Here is a 14488-nt window from a genome sequence, read left to right as displayed (position 1 = left end):
ATGCCAACCATGGCTTCGAGTGCCATGTGCCGCCGCCCATCAATTTGCGATCACAGAACGTGCATGTTGGTGCGCCGCGGTTCTACCGCCCGCCGCAAGTCCGCGGGCCGTTGCTGAACCAGCCGCGAAGGCTGCCCCGATGGGCGTGCTGCGCCCAGAAGTGAGTACCACCATGCCCCGTCCCACCCCGCATGGCCGCAAGGCCGCCAAGACCCCCGGATTCAAGCCCGCCAAGAAGGGCCCCAAGAGCTTCAAGGCCGACGGCACCGCGAAGAATCGCTGGAGTGCAGAGAAGCGCGAGGCCTATGGCAAGAACCCCCGCAAGCCGTGGGAGCCCCGCAAGAAGTTCGACGACGACCGTCCCTCCCGTGACGACCGCGGTTTCCGTTCCGGTGACCGGGACCAGCGCGGCGGCCGCGACGGCGGCTACGAGCGCCGCGACGACTACCGCAGCGACGCCCCCCGTCGCTCCGACTCCAAGGGCCGCAACTTTGCCGCCGTCGAGCCCCGCGAGGGTGGCTTCGGTGGCCGTGCGCCCCGCAGCTATGACAACCGCGGCACCGACAGCCGGGACAGCCGCGGCTACGGCAACCGCGATTCGCGTTCCTACAACCGCGATGACCGGTTCAACCGCGACGACCGCGGCGGCTTCAAGCGCAATGACCGCGGCTTCGGTCGGGATGATCGGCGCGACGACCGTCGCGATGACCGCGGCGAGCGGCGCTCCTTCAACCGGGATGACCGGTTCGAGGATCGCGGCCCCCGCAAGGAGTACCGCCCCGCGCGCAACGTCGACCCCGCGCCCCGCCCCAAGTGGGAGCCCCGCGCCGAGCGCAAGCCGTGGGACCGTCCCGAGCGCCCGCACCGTGATGACCGGGCGCGCTTCCAGCGCGACGATCGTCCCCGTCGCAACTACCAGGGCGGGGACCAGCTGCCGGCCGACGAGCGCACCTGGCGCGACGAGAAGCCGCGGCAGGACCGGCCGTCCTACCAGGACCGGCCCGTTCGCAGCGAGCGCCCGAGCTTCAACCGGGAGGATCGCCCGGCCCGCAGCTTCAACCGGGAGGACCGGGGTGAGCGTCGTGACTTCCGTCGGGATGACCGCGGCTCGCGCGGTGGCTACGAGCGTCGCGACGACCGCGGCGGGCGCCGCGACTTCGAGCGCGAGGACCGCCCGTCGAACGAGAATCTGGACCAGATGAGCTGGGAGGCCACTGACCTGGGCGAGGTGGATGACTCCGCGGTGGTGGAGACCGAGGGCTTCGCCGCCCTGGGCGTGCCGACCAAGCTGGTTGCTGCGCTGGACAAGCAGGGGATCACCAGCCCCTTCCCGATCCAGTCCGCGACCATCCCCGACGCGATCGCCGGGCGCGACGTGCTGGGCCGCGGCCAGACCGGCTCCGGCAAGACGCTGGGCTTCGGCCTGCCGATGCTGACCCGGATCTCCCAGGCGGAGTCCACCGGCGGCGCCCCCCGCGGCCTGGTGCTGGTGCCCACCCGGGAGCTCGCGCTGCAGTGCGCCGACGTGCTGGCCCCGCTGGCCAAGACCCTGCGGCTGGACCTCACCCTGATTGCCGGCGGCATGGGCTACGGCCCGCAGCTGCGCGCCTTCGATCGCGGCGTGGACATCGTCGTGGCCACCCCCGGCCGGCTGATCGACCTGCTGGAGCAGGGCGCGGTGGACCTCTCCCAGGTGCTGGTCACCGTGCTGGACGAGGCCGACCACATGGCCGACCTGGGCTTCATGCCCGCCGTCACCACCCTGATGGACACCGTCCCGGCCGACGGCCAGCGGCTGCTGTTCTCCGCGACGCTGGACGGCGCCGTGGACAAGATCGTGAAGAAGTACCTGCACGACCCGATCACCCACGAGGTGGACTCGGACCGCGCGTCGGTCACCACGATGGAGCACTACCTGCTGCACGTGCCGCCGCACGAGAAGAACGCCATCACGGCCGAGATCGTCAACCGCGAGGGCCGCACCGTGGTCTTTGCCCGCACCCAGATGGGCGCCACCCGGATTGCCTCCCAGCTGCGCGAGGCCGGCGTGATGGCCGGTGCGCTGCACGGCGGCCTGACCCAGGGTGCCCGCACCCGGATCCTGGCGGCCTTCAAGGAGGGCACCGTGCCCGTCCTGGTGGCCACCGACGTCGCCGCCCGCGGCATCCACGTCGACGACGTGACCCTGGTGCTGGAGGTGGACCCGCCGATGAACTCCAAGGACTACCTGCACCGTGCCGGGCGCACCGCCCGCGCCGGAACCAAGGGCGTCGTGGCCTCCATCTGCCTGCCGCACCAGCGTCGCTCCATGCTGCGCCTGCTGGGCGGTGCCGGTGTGAAGGCCGAGCAGGTCACCACCCATCCCGGGGAGGAGCAGCTGGCGGCCATCACCGGCGCGCGTCCCGTCGACGGGATGCCGATCGAGGAGGCCGACTTCGAGCGGCTGATCGCCCCCAAGCGCGGCGGTGGCCGTGGCCCCCGCCAGGGCGGCCGGGGTGGCTTCGGTGGCGGTGGCCGGGGTGGCTACCGCGGTCAGGGCGGTGGCCGTCGCTTCGGCGACCGCGACCGGGACCGTGGCGGCCGTGGCTTCGACCGGGACCGTGGCGGCAACGACGGCTGGCGCCGCGAGCGCTGAGCAGAACAAACCAGCCCGCCCGGCGGCTCCTCCACACGAGGGCCCCGGGCGGGCGCGGTGCTCGGGATTGCAAGCATCCCGGGTGGCGGTGGATTCGGGTGGCACGAACTAGAGTGGGATGACGTGACTGATTCTGAACAGGTTGACCTGCGCCTGGCCGAGGCGGACGACGCCCCGGCGATGCTGGAGGTCATCCACCAGGCCTTCGGCGCGCGCCCGGCGGTAGACCCGCCCGCGGCGGCGCTCTCGGACACCGTCGACGACGTACTGACCCGGTTGGCGGCCGCGCCCGGCGTGATCGCCGAGGTGGACGGCCGGATGGTGGGCTGCCTGCACACCTCCCTGGACGGGGAGGTTGGCGGGCTGCACCGGGTCAGCGTGCTGCCCGGACAGCGCACCCATGGCGTCGCCTCCACGATGGTCCGCGGCGCCGGTGAGGTGCTGCTGGAGCTCGGCGCGAAGCGGCTGGAACTGCTGTGCCGCAAGGAATTTCCCCAGACCTGCCAGTGGTGGCAGAGTCACGGGTTCCGGGTGCTGCGGGAGACCCCGCTGGGCCAGATCCTGGGGATCGACCTGCCGGCGCGGGTGGAGGCCGCCACGGGCGAGCAGATGCAGGAGCTGGGCCGGCGCCTGGCCGGTCTGCTGCGGGCCGGGGACGTCGTGGTCGCCTCCGGTGACCTGGGCGCCGGCAAGACCACCCTGACCCAGGGCATCGGTGCCGGGCTGGACGTCGACGGGCCGGTGATCTCACCCACCTTCGTGCTCAGCCGGGTGCACCACAACCGGGGTGCGGGGCCGGACCTGGTACATGTCGACGCCTACCGGCTGGGTTCCGAGGCGGAACTCTTTGATCTTGATCTGGACCTGACCCTGCCGGACGCGGTGACTCTGGTGGAGTGGGGCGCCGGTCTGGCCGAGGGCCTCAGCGATTCCGTGCTGCAGATCGACATCCGTCGCAGTCTGGACCCCGACGACGAAACCCGGGTGGTGTACTTCTTCGGCACCGGGGAACGCTGGCAGGGCGTCGACCTGCACCAGTTGGAGAAGGAATGATGAGCACTGACAACGTGGCCTCGACAAGCTCGGCCGACGTCGCAAGCAAGACCACGGACCTCGAGCCGGGCGCGGGGTGGGCGCTGGCAATCGACACCTCCACCGACATCTGCATCGGTCTGGCACACGACGGCCGGATCGTGGCCAGCGACCGGATCGATGACCGTCGCGGCCACGCCGAGAAGCTGATGCCGCTGATCCAAGCCATGTGCGCCCGGATGGGAATCGCCGTCTCCGACATCACCGAGGTGGCCGTCGGGCTGGGGCCCGGCCCCTTCACCGGCCTGCGGGTGGGGATCGTCACCGGCCACACCATCGCCAGCCTGGCCGGCGCGCCCATGCACGGGGTGTGCAGCCTGGACATCGTCGCCAAGCAGTGGTTGACCAGCGACGATGCCCCAGAAGGGGAGTTCGTTGTTGCCTCCGACGCCCGTCGCAAGGAGCTCTACTGGGCCCGCTACGCCGCCGACGGCACCCGGACGGACGGACCGCACGTCAGTGCCCCCGCCGACCTGCCCGCCGGGCTGCCCATCGCCGGGCCCGGCCGCAGTGCCTGCCCGGAGCTCTTCGTCGCCGACGGGCCGGACCGGCTGGACGCCGGGATCCTGGCCACCCGCTGGGCCGAACTGCCCGATGCCGGCAGCGACGCGATGTACCTGCGAAAGCCCGACGCGGTGGCTCCCACCACCCGCAAGTCCACCCTGCTCAGCAGCAGCGGTGCCCGGCTCAGTCTGAAGCCGCTGCAGCCCCGGACGGCGGAGCGGTGATGATCTTCGGGGCGGCCCGGGAGGAAGACGTCGAGGCCATCATGGAGATGGAGCACGGCTGCTTCCACACCTGGGAGCGTTGGGGGCGGCAGTCCTGGCTGGACGAGATGGCCGCCGACGACCGGTTCGTGATCACCGCCCGGGACGCCGAGGACCGGGTGATGGGTGCGGCCACCTTCCAGTGCGTCGCCGATGATGCGGACCTGCACCGGATCATGGTGGCCCGGGAACGCCGCGGCGAGGGCACGGCCAAGCAGATGATGCGCGCCGGGATGGCCTGGGCGCAGTCGATCGGCGCTCGCCGGATGCTGTTGGAGGTCCGGGAGGACAATGAGGCCGCGATCAGCCTCTACGACGGCTTCGGCTTCGCGCCGCTTGCCCGTCGTGAGAACTACTACGGGCAGGGAGTGCACGCCATCGTGATGGCGGCGCCGCTGGCCCCGGAGCGCCCCGAGCGCCTGAGTGATGATGGGTTGGACTGATGACTGAACCGCTGATCCTGGGGATCGAGTCTTCCTGCGACGAGACCGGCGTCGGCATCGTGCGCGGCAACGAGCTGTTGGCCAATGAGGTGGCCAGCTCCGTGGAACAGCACGTCCGCTTCGGCGGCGTGGTGCCGGAGGTCGCCTCCCGGGCACATCTGGAGGCCATGGTGCCCGCGCTGGAGCGGGCACTGGCCGCCGCCGACGTCGACCCGTCCGAGCTGGACGGCATTGCCGTCACGGCCGGGCCGGGCCTGATGGGTGCGCTGGTGGTGGGCCTGGCCTCGGCCAAGGCGCTGGCCGCCTGGACCAACAAGCCGCTCTACGGGCTGAACCACCTGGCCGGGCATGTGGCCGTCGACCTGCTGGACCACGGCACGCTGCCCACGCCGGCGGGTGCGCTGCTGGTCTCTGGCGGCCACACGGAGCTGCTGGTGGTCAATGACATCGCCACCGACATCGTGCAGGTCGGTGGGACCATCGACGACGCCGCGGGGGAGGCCTACGACAAGGTGGCCCGCGTGCTGGGCCTGCCGTATCCCGGTGGTCCGGTGATCGACAAGGCTGCCCAGGACGGTGACCCGAAGGCCATCCGCTTCCCTCGCGGTCTGACCACCCGGAAGGACCTGGAGAAGCACCGCTTCGACTACTCCTTCTCCGGGTTGAAGACCGCCGTGTCGCGGTGGGTGGAGACCCGCGAGCGCGACGGGCTGGACGTGCCGCTGAACGACGTGGCCGCATCCTTCCAGGAGGCGGTTTGTGACGTGCTCACTGCGAAGGCCGTCGACCTGTGTCAGCACCACGGGCTGAAGCACTTCCTGATCGGTGGCGGCGTCGCGGCCAATTCCCGGTTGCGTGGCCTGCTGGAGGAGCGGATGAGCGCCGCCGGCGTGGAGCTTCGTCGTCCCCGCCCGGGCCTGTGCACGGACAATGGTGCGATGATCGCGGTGCTCGGCTCCGAGGTGATCAAGGCCGGCGGCAAGCCGTCGAGCATGGACATCGGCGCCAACTCCGGCCTGCCGATCTCCACGATCCTGGTCTGATCTCAACCCCCGATGGAATCCCTGCGGCTGCGCTTCGACGACGTCGCGGCCGGGCAATGCCGACGCTGGGAGGATGCGGCTGGGCCTGGCCTATTGCCGGGTGACCAGCGCGGATGTCTGGCGCGGGCTGAAGACCACCCACCGCCCGGTGCTGGACGAGACGCGACGGAGCTGGCCGGACGCTCCGCACGGTAGCCGCCGCAACCGGAGGCTCAGCGGTGGGCCAGCCAGCGGAAGAAGAGCAGGGCGCCCGGGCCCCACAGCGGGCTGAAGCCCAGCACCCACCACCAGAAGGTGGGGACCATGATCGGGTTTTGACCTGTGCGCGGATCGATGGTTCGGTCGCGGACCTGCCGGACTATTCCCACGGTGCAGGCCAGCAACAGGAGCAGGCAGACCAGCCACAGGCTCCACGCCGGGACCCTAGCCGCGTGGGCGTTCCAGTCCCGGAGCCAGGTGTTGATGGAACTCCATACCATGAAGGCCACCAACCAACCGACGACCCCCTGCCAGCGTTCGCGCTGGATGCTTCGTTGCATGATGACCATCGCCAGGACGAGGACCAGTGAGACGGGTACTGCCAGCAGGCTTCCCCAGTTGACGTCGACTGATCGTGGCAAGGGCACCCAGGGGATACCGGCCACCATGTTCAGGCCGATGCCTCCCAGCCAGACCGCACCGATGATGCCGAAGAGCGGGCCCCAGCGGCGGGGTGAACCGGTCAGGGAACGGGCATAGTCCACGGGGTCCCCGAAGGCGACGGCGGGATTGGTGTGAGATTCGGCGCAGTGCGACTCCACCGTCGCCCAGGCCTCGCCGATGGTGCGCCCCGAGGCACCGCGATAGCGCATCTCGTCGCCGAAGATGTTCTTCCAGTGCTCGACGTCCATCGGGTCCGTCGAGGTCCAGACCGTGCCCTTCTTCGTGGTCATCTCAGTTCCCTTCTGTTGGGCAGATGAAGTCGTGGGTGAGGCGGCTGAACCGGCTCCAGCGGGCCGACTCCTGAGCCAGATAGGTCTGGCCGTCGGGGGTGAGGCGGAAGTACTTGCGGCCGGGGCCGCGGGAGCCCACCTGCCACTTGGTCTCCACCCGGCCCGCCTCCTCCAGCCGGGCGAGCAGCGGGTAGAGAGTGCCGCCCTTGACGGTGCCCAGCCCGATCTCCTCCAGTCGGGTCGCAATGGCGTAGCCATAGGTGGGCCCGTCGGACAGGATGCGCAGCACGGACAGCTCCAGCACTCCGCGCAGCCATTCGGTGGGCCATCCCTCGTCCATGGAGTAGACAGTACGCCAATCTAGTCAGGCGCGCTACCCAATTTTGGTGACGATGTACCGGGGGAGCCACGGGGCACCCGCTGGAGCGGTTGCAGGGGACCCTCCGGGGTGCACTGTGGGGAGCGGACCCGGTGGAGCTGCGCGGTTGGTGCAGCGGATCTGATGATGCCGTGGAGGGGGCGGGGAAGGAACAGGGAGGCAATGGACGCGGGGTGGGCTTCCCTCAAAGGTCGTAACCGAAATCCCCCCGCGCGCCCGACGCGAACCGGCCCCCACAAGGGCAAGGATGAAGCCGTGAACACGTCCAAGACCCGCACCCCCTGGCATCGACGGCTTCCCGGTGTCGGCTGGGCGGCCATCATCGCCACCCTCTACAGCCTGCTCACGCTGGCGGCGAGCGCGTGGAGTTCCGGCTTCCCGGGCCCTGTGACGGCCGAAGGTCTGGTGAAGCCCGCAGTGGTGGCCCTGGTGGTGCTGGCCGCCTTCCTGCTGCTGGTCCGGTGGCCAGTGGCTGCCTTCTGTGTGGTGGCGGCGGCCATCTTCCAGCTCCGCTTCCTGCCGAACCTGTGGGGTTATGGGGTGGAGATGTTGCTGATCCCGGCGGGCTACCACCTTGGCCGACGCACCCGGCCCCGCACCGCGGCGCTGCTGGCCCTGGCCGCGACGGTGGTCGGGATGGCGGCCTCGGCGGTGCAGTTCCGGCATGACCTGCTGGGAAGCTCTGTGGAGGGCGCGCCGCCGGTGTCGGAGAACGTGCACTACACGGCGGCGGTGATGCTGGGTTTCCTGACCGGCCACATCACATCGGTGCTGCTGCCGGTGCTGGGCGGGATGATCGTGCGCAAGCAGGTGGCGCAGGCGGAGCTGATCGAGCGGCGGGCAGCCGAGGAGCGCGCCGCGCATGACGCCGCCACCGTCGCGGCGTTGCGGGCGGACCGGGAGCGGATGGCGCGGGAACTGCATGATCTGGCTGCGCACCACTCCACCGCGGCCGTGATCAACGCCAAGGCCGCGCGCAAGCTGGGCGCCAGCGATCCGGCGCGGGTTCCTGAGCTGATGGATGAGGTGGTCGTCGAGACCCAGGCCGCGCAGACCAGCCTGCGTCAGATGGTCCGGGTGCTGCATGACCCGGATGATGCCGTTCCCTTCCAGCCCCAGCCGACGCTGGCGGAGATCCCGGCCGCCGTCGCTCATGCCCGACGGGTGAACTCCGACGTCGTGCTGGAGATGGACCTGCCCGAGGATCTGGCCGTTGCGGAGTCCACCGCGCTGGCGGCGTGGCGGATCGTGCAGGAGTCGCTGACCAATGCCCACCGCTACGCCCCGGGGGCGCCGCTCACCGTCCGGGTGGAGCGGGACGACGACCTGCTGGTGGTGGAGGTGGTCAACGGCCGAAGCAGCCAACTGGTGGACGATGCCGGGTTGGGAATGGGCCAGGGGATCGCGGGAATGAGGCAACGCGCCGAGCTGCTGGGCGGCTTCCTGGAGGCCGGTCCGCACGGCCGGGGCTGGCGGGTGCTGGCCGAGTTGCCGCTGCAGCCGGACGTGGATGAGGCGGATCCGCAGTGGCATCAACCGGTGGGAGGGGCGCGATGATCCGGGTGTTGATTGCCGACGACCAGCCCGTGGTGCGCCGTGGGCTGGCGCTCTTCCTGACCGACGAGCCGGACCTGGAGGTGGTGGGGCGGGCCGCCAGTGGGCCGGAGGCGGTGCGTCTGGCCATCGAGCGGGACGTCGATGTGGTGCTGATGGATGTCCGGATGCCCGGCGGCGACGGGATCACCGCCACCCGGGAGCTGACGGCGCGGGCCGATTCGCCGGCCGTCGTGGTGGTCGCCACCTTTGATCTCGACGAGTACCTGTTCGGTGCCGTGGAGGCTGGGGCCAGCGGCTTCATCCTCAAGGACTGTGATCCCGACGAGCTGGTGGCCGCGGTCCGGGCGGCGGCCGGGGGAGAGGCGATGGTCTCCCCGCGGATGACCCGACGGGTGCTGGATGAGTTCACCCGTCGCCGCCCACAGCCAACCGTCGAGGCTGATCTGCTCAGTGCTCGGGAGGTGGAGTTGGTGGAGGCCCTGTGCGAGGGGTTGAGCAATGCGGAGCTCGCCAACCGGCTCTGCATCGAGGTGAGCACCGTGAAGACCCACCTGGGCCGGATCTGTACCCGGCTGGGGCTGCGCGATCGGGTGCAGCTGGTGGTCTGGGCCTATCGGCACGGTTTCGGGGCGTGACGCGTCGCCACGGTGCAGAGCCCCAGGGCCAGACCAGCTGCAAGCATCGGCGCCGGTGTCAGTCCGCCCGACTATGCTGCGGCCCATAGATGCTTAGGGGATGCGATGGACCCCAATCGTTTGGGCAACTTGGCCGTGATCTGGGTGGTCATCATGGTGATCTTCAGCCCCAGCTTCCGCAAGGAGTACCCGGAGCTGGTGCAGCTGACCGTGATCGGGTTGATCATGTTCACGCCCCTGATCCTCTTCCTCGGGTACTTCTTCGTGCCCGGCTTCATCGAGCTGCTGTTCTGGGGCTCATGAGTTACGTCGCGACGGGAGTGCCAGCGTCGAAGAGTTCGGCGATCTCCGGGTGTCCTGCCCGGTAGCCCGCCAGCAACTGGCGCCCCAGCACCGGGGAGTCCACCAGTGGGTGGGTGCTGAAACCCTCCCAGGCCGCATCCCAATCCCGGTTCAATGCCGCGGTCAGGATGCACCGCTCCGCCGCCCGTACCTGACTGATCAAGCCCAGCTGTCCCAGCGTCGGAGCAGAGACCGGCCGGGGGTGCACCCCGGACCCGTCGGCGACGCACGGCACCTCCAGCACCATGTCCCCGGGCAGCGCAGCCACCACCCGTCCGGCAACCGCGGAATCATTGCCCACGTTGAGGATCATCGGTTCGGGTCGGTCCAGGGCAATCGCGGTCATCAGCCGCAGCGCCACCTCCTGGTAGCCGCCGCCGGCAATGTCCTCCTCCCGCCGTTCCTCCTCGCGGGATTCGGCCATGTAGGTGGCCTCCCGCTCGTGCAGGGCGTCGCGCCAGGCGGTCAGCGGGGAGGCACAGCAGGCGGCCTCACGGTAGAAGTCGCCCTGCTGCGCCAGCAGGAATTCGCCCCGGGTCTGTGCCGACGAGGTGATCCGTCGCACCGCCTCGGCGGTGTGCCGGTAGTAGAACAGGTACTCATTGGGCAGGCAACCACCCTGCCGGACCCAGTCCAGACCCAGTAGCCGGGCCTCCTCGATCTGTTCCAGCAGGGCGTCGTCGGCCATCAGCTCCGGCAGCCGGTCGGACCCATCGGCGCGCACCGCCCGTAGCCAACCGAGGTGGTTGATCCCCAGATAGTCGTAGTCCAGCCGGTCCTGCGGGATGCCCAGCGCGCGGGCCACCCGCTTGACCAGGCCGATCGGGGTGTCGCAGATGCCCACCACCCGATCGCCCAGCACGTGCCGCATGGCCTCGGTGACGATCCCGGCCGGGTTGGTGAAGTTGATCACCCACGCCTGGGGCGCCACGTCGGTGATCACCCGGGCAATCCGGGTCATCTCCGGGATGGTGCGCAGCGCATAGGCCAGCCCGCCCGGCCCGACGGTCTCCTGACCCAGCAGGCCCAGGTCCAGGGCCACCCGCTCATCGACGGTGCGGGCCCGGGTGCCGCCCACCCGGATGGCGCAGAAGACGAAGTCGGCACCGGTCAGGGCGTCGGTCAGCTCGGTGGTGGCGCGCACCCTGGTCCGGGCGCCGGGAATGGTCTGGGCCAGGCCCTGCACCACCCCCTCGATCACGGCCAGGCGCTGCGGGTCCACGTCGTGGATCACCACCTCGTCCACCACCAGACCCGTCGCGCCGCGGGCCACCGCCTCGTAGACCAGGGGAGTGCGGAAACCCCCGCCGCCGAGAATGCTCAGTTTCATGACCGGACCTCCGGGAATGGGATGGGCAGCCACCACTAAACCACCTTGGCCGGCAGCGCGAGGCGGTCATCAGCAGACCCGCACCCGATGCGCGGCCCGACGGCCCGGTGGGCTGGGCATGATGGGTGCCAACAGGTGGCGACGTTGAGGGGAGCCAGGGCAATGGACAGCGAAAACCGGGGAACCGCCGCGGCAAACCACGCGGAGACCGCCCCGGGGCAGGCCCGGCATTGGGACCCGTTGGCGGATCAACGCACCCCGCAGGATCCGCCGTTGGATGTCCTGCTGTCCGGCACCGTCTTCTATGACCTGATCTTCACCGGGATCGAGCGGATGCCCCGGCCCGGGGAGGAGATCTGGACCCAGGGGATGGGCTCCTGCCCCGGCGGGATCGCCAATCTGGCCGTGGCCTCCGCGCGGCTGGGGATGCGCACCGGGTTGGTGGCCGGCTTCGGTGACGACGCCTATGCCCAGTGGCTGTGGCACACCCTGGCGGACCAGGAACACATCGACCTGTCCGCCTCCACCCGGTTCCGCAACTTCCACACCGCGATCACCGTCTCGGTCTCCGTCGACGGGGACCGCGCCATGATCACCCACGGACATGACCTGCCCACCGGCCTGGTGCAGCCGATCCTGGCCGCACCCGCCGCCCGGGCTGCGGTGCTGGATCTGGCCGGCGACGGCGGCTGGTGCTCCGCGCTGGCCGCCCGTGGCACCCGGATCTTCGCCGACATCGGCTTCGACGAGACCGATCGCTGGGACCCGGGCGATCTGGCGCCGCTGGCCAACTGCCACGCCTTCACCCCCAATGCCGTCGAGGCGATGCAGTACACCCGCACGGACTCTCCTGACCGAGCGGTGCGGGCCCTGGCGGAATTGGTTCCGCTGGCGATCGTCACCGACGGGGTCAGCGGCAGCTATGCCATTGACCAGTCGACGGGGGAGGAGGCCTACTGTCCGGCCGTCCCGGTCAAGGCCACCGACCCCACCGGCGCCGGCGACGTCTTCGCCGCCGCCTCGGTCCTGGGGGTGTTGGCCGGCTGGCCGCTGGAGCACCGGCTGCGGTTCGCGTCGTTGTGCTCCGCGTTGGCGGTGCAGCAGTTCGGTGGATCGCTGGCCGCGCCCGGCTGGGGTGACCTGGCCGACTGGTGGCACACCGTCACCGGCCGCGCCGACGACGGGGACCTGCGGTCGGCCTACATCCGGGACCAGTACGGCTTTCTGGGTGACATCATCCCCAACTGCCCGGTGCAGGGCGTACGTCGGGCCCAGGCCACCTTCGCGATGTCCTCCGACGCCGGAGACCACTGAGCTGGCCCGTTGCCGGCGGGAGACCCCACAGCGCCCACGAGGTGTTGCTCAAATTGGCAACTTATTGGGGTTTTGAACGAGTCAAAACGATTTCTGTGTCAGCCTGGCTGCCAACTTGGGCGGTACTAGGCTGCGGGGCATGGCCCTTACCCCGATCATGACCACGCTCGGCTTCGTCCTGCACCCGGACGGGGAGCGGGTGCTGATGGTGCATCGCACCGCACGTCCGGGCGATGAGCAGCTGGGCAAGTACAACGGGCTGGGCGGGAAGCTGGAGCGCGACGAGGACGTCGTGGAATGCCTGCGACGAGAGCTTCGGGAGGAGGCCCGGATCGAGGCAACCGGGCTGCGGCTACGGGGGACGGTGAGCTGGCCCGGCTTCGGCCGCAACGGGGAAGACCACTTCGGCTTCATCTTCGTCGTCGACGCCTTCACCGGTGAGGTGCCCGAACACAATGAGGAGGGCGAGCTCAGCTGGGAGAGGATCGACCAGCTGGACCAACTCCCGATGTGGGAGGGGGACCGGCACTTCCTGCCGCTGGTCTTCGACGAGTCAGTGCACCAGTTCCACGGTGTGCTGCCCTATGCCGACGGCCGCCCCACCGGCTGGAGCGTGAGCACGCTGTGAGCCTGCTGCACACCCCCGAGGGTGCCGCGGCGCTGACCGCGGCGATGGCGGAGCAGGATCCGGACTCGCTCGCGGCCGCCACCCGGTTGCGCCGCGGGCATCCTGCGGAGCTGGCCGCCGAGGCCCTCACCCAGGCGGCGCTGCGTCGCAAGGCCCGCACCAAGTTTGGCGACGACGCGGCCCGGTTGTTCTTCACCCCCGACGCCCTGGAGCAGGCCACCCGGCCGGCCGTCGCGGCCTGGCGGGCGGAGCGGCTGCGGGCCGCGGGGATCAGGCGCGTGATCGATCTGGGCTGTGGCATTGGAGCAGACTCCATCGCCTGCCTGCACGCCGGGATCGACGTCGTCGCGGTGGAGCTGGACCCGACGACGGCCGAGCACGCCCGGGCAAACCTGGCCGCGGCGGCTGAGCCACACAACCCAAGCACGGCGGCCGAGCTTGTCGAGGCGCGGGCGGAGGTGATCCAGGGCGACGCAGTCGCTCTGGCCCCCGAATTGCTGGCCGGTGCGGGCCCCGAGACCTGCGTCTTCATCGACCCGGCGCGGCGTACCGAGGGTGGCCGCACCTGGAAGGTGGAGGCCTTCACCCCGCCCTGGGATTTCGTGCTCTCCCTGCTGGACGGGCCGCACTCGACGGTGGTCAAGCTCGGGCCCGGGGTGCCCAAGCAACTGCTCCCGGATGACGTGGAGGCGCTGTGGGTGGCCGTCGGCAATGACGTCGTGGAGTGTTCGCTGTGGCGCACCCCCGACGCGCGCCCGGTGCATGGGGCGGTGCTGCTGCAACCCTTCGACAGGCTCGGGGATCGTGCGGCGGGCAGGCGGATCGACGCCATGGCCCACGAGCCGCTGCCCGTGGGTCCCGTCGGCCGCTATCTGGTGGAACCCCATGGCGCGGTGATCCGGGCTGGGGCGTTGGACCAGATCGGTCCCGAGACCTGGTTGCTGGACCCACAGGTGGCCTACCTGTCCACGAACCATCCGGTTACCAGCCCCTTCGCCACCTGCTTCGAGGTGCTGGAAGACCTGGACTTCAACCCCAAGCTGCTCAAGGCCTGGGTTCGGGAGCATCGTGTCGGCACCCTGGAGATCAAGAAGCGGGCCATCGACGTGGACCCAGCCGAGCTGCGCAAGAAGCTGCAGCCCAAGGGCCCCAACAGCGCCACGCTGGTGTTGGCCCGCACGCCCGACGGGGCCCGGGCCCTCGTCGTGGCCCGGCTGGTCAGCGCTCGATCCCAGACTTGCTAGCACTCGGCTTGAAGGAGTGCCAGCGTCGGTATAACTTGGTTCTTGGCACTCGCCAGTGGTGAGTGCCAACAGCCGTCGGCGGCACCCGCGACGACGCCCCGGCTGCTCCACATGACCTTGAAGATCGACGCCGAATGATCGGCGCTA

The 14488-nt window shown here is 70.1% G+C and carries 14 protein-coding genes; 11 read left to right on the top strand and 3 right to left on the bottom strand.

What is annotated here, in order from left to right; all coding sequences use genetic code 11:
* The first annotated feature begins 172 nt into the window (after window positions 1–172).
* The 5 genes from AAEX60_RS09360 (at window position 173) to tsaD (ending at window position 5980) form a co-directional block, all read left to right on the top strand.
* The gene (locus AAEX60_RS09360; protein WP_342102933.1) at window positions 173–2635 is read left to right on the top strand and encodes a DEAD/DEAH box helicase; all 2463 of its coding nucleotides are present in this window, start codon (window positions 173–175) and stop codon (window positions 2633–2635) included.
* Between the two features lie 180 nt (window positions 2636–2815).
* Window positions 2816–3688: a tRNA (adenosine(37)-N6)-threonylcarbamoyltransferase complex ATPase subunit type 1 TsaE gene (gene tsaE, locus AAEX60_RS09355; protein WP_446721305.1), complete on the top strand. Its 873-nt coding sequence runs from the start codon at window positions 2816–2818 to the stop codon at window positions 3686–3688.
* Window positions 3688–4455 carry a tRNA (adenosine(37)-N6)-threonylcarbamoyltransferase complex dimerization subunit type 1 TsaB gene (tsaB, locus tag AAEX60_RS09350; RefSeq protein ID WP_342102929.1) on the top strand — a complete coding sequence of 256 codons (768 nt, stop codon included), beginning with the start codon at window positions 3688–3690 and terminating at the stop codon, window positions 4453–4455. Before tsaE ends, tsaB begins: the two co-directional genes overlap by 1 nt.
* Complete coding sequence (locus AAEX60_RS09345; RefSeq protein ID WP_342102928.1) at window positions 4455–4937, top strand: GNAT family N-acetyltransferase; 483 nt, start codon at window positions 4455–4457, stop codon at window positions 4935–4937. The genes tsaB and AAEX60_RS09345 overlap by 1 nt, the downstream gene beginning before the upstream one ends.
* Complete coding sequence (gene tsaD / locus AAEX60_RS09340) at window positions 4937–5980, top strand: tRNA (adenosine(37)-N6)-threonylcarbamoyltransferase complex transferase subunit TsaD (protein ID WP_342102926.1); 1044 nt, start codon at window positions 4937–4939, stop codon at window positions 5978–5980. The genes AAEX60_RS09345 and tsaD overlap by 1 nt, the downstream gene beginning before the upstream one ends.
* A gap of 212 nt (window positions 5981–6192) precedes the next feature.
* Here tsaD and AAEX60_RS09335 read toward each other — a convergent pair whose 3' ends face one another.
* Complete coding sequence (locus AAEX60_RS09335; protein WP_342102925.1) at window positions 6193–6912, bottom strand: hypothetical protein; 720 nt, start codon at window positions 6910–6912, stop codon at window positions 6193–6195.
* A gap of 1 nt (window position 6913) precedes the next feature.
* Window positions 6914–7252 carry a PadR family transcriptional regulator gene (locus AAEX60_RS09330; protein WP_342102924.1) on the bottom strand — a complete coding sequence of 113 codons (339 nt, stop codon included), beginning with the start codon at window positions 7250–7252 and terminating at the stop codon, window positions 6914–6916.
* A 294-nt stretch (window positions 7253–7546) separates the two neighbouring features.
* Between AAEX60_RS09330 and AAEX60_RS09325 the strand changes: the two genes are divergently transcribed.
* The 3 genes from AAEX60_RS09325 (at window position 7547) to AAEX60_RS09315 (ending at window position 9786) form a co-directional block, all read left to right on the top strand.
* The gene (locus AAEX60_RS09325) at window positions 7547–8848 is read left to right on the top strand and encodes a sensor histidine kinase (protein WP_342102922.1); all 1302 of its coding nucleotides are present in this window, start codon (window positions 7547–7549) and stop codon (window positions 8846–8848) included.
* Window positions 8845–9483, top strand: a complete 639-nt coding sequence (locus AAEX60_RS09320; protein ID WP_342102920.1) for a response regulator transcription factor — start codon at window positions 8845–8847, stop codon at window positions 9481–9483. The genes AAEX60_RS09325 and AAEX60_RS09320 overlap by 4 nt, the downstream gene beginning before the upstream one ends.
* A gap of 105 nt (window positions 9484–9588) precedes the next feature.
* Window positions 9589–9786 carry a hypothetical protein gene (locus AAEX60_RS09315; RefSeq protein ID WP_342102918.1) on the top strand — a complete coding sequence of 66 codons (198 nt, stop codon included), beginning with the start codon at window positions 9589–9591 and terminating at the stop codon, window positions 9784–9786.
* A 1-nt stretch (window position 9787) separates the two neighbouring features.
* Here AAEX60_RS09315 and AAEX60_RS09310 read toward each other — a convergent pair whose 3' ends face one another.
* Window positions 9788–11155, bottom strand: coding sequence for a family 4 glycosyl hydrolase (locus tag AAEX60_RS09310; RefSeq protein WP_342102916.1), 1368 nt, complete (start codon window positions 11153–11155; stop codon window positions 9788–9790).
* Window positions 11156–11317: 162 nt separating this feature from the next.
* On the opposite strand from AAEX60_RS09310, the gene AAEX60_RS09305 reads away from it, so the two are divergent.
* The 3 genes from AAEX60_RS09305 to AAEX60_RS09295 all read left to right on the top strand — a co-directional run bounded on the left by AAEX60_RS09305 (window position 11318) and on the right by AAEX60_RS09295 (window position 14341).
* Window positions 11318–12469 (top strand): carbohydrate kinase family protein, encoded by a 1152-nt coding sequence (locus AAEX60_RS09305; protein WP_342102915.1) that lies wholly within the window; start codon window positions 11318–11320, stop codon window positions 12467–12469.
* A gap of 139 nt (window positions 12470–12608) precedes the next feature.
* The gene (locus AAEX60_RS09300) at window positions 12609–13097 is read left to right on the top strand and encodes an NUDIX hydrolase (protein ID WP_342102913.1); all 489 of its coding nucleotides are present in this window, start codon (window positions 12609–12611) and stop codon (window positions 13095–13097) included.
* Entirely contained in the window at window positions 13094–14341 is a 1248-nt protein-coding gene (locus tag AAEX60_RS09295; RefSeq protein WP_342102912.1) for a class I SAM-dependent methyltransferase, read from the top strand. The genes AAEX60_RS09300 and AAEX60_RS09295 overlap by 4 nt, the downstream gene beginning before the upstream one ends.
* Window positions 14342–14488 lie beyond the last annotated feature (147 nt).

Source organism: Luteococcus sp. H101, from assembly GCF_038433155.1.
Lineage (GTDB): Bacteria > Actinomycetota > Actinomycetes > Propionibacteriales > Propionibacteriaceae > Luteococcus.
This window is presented reverse-complemented; position numbering and strand designations above follow the sequence as displayed.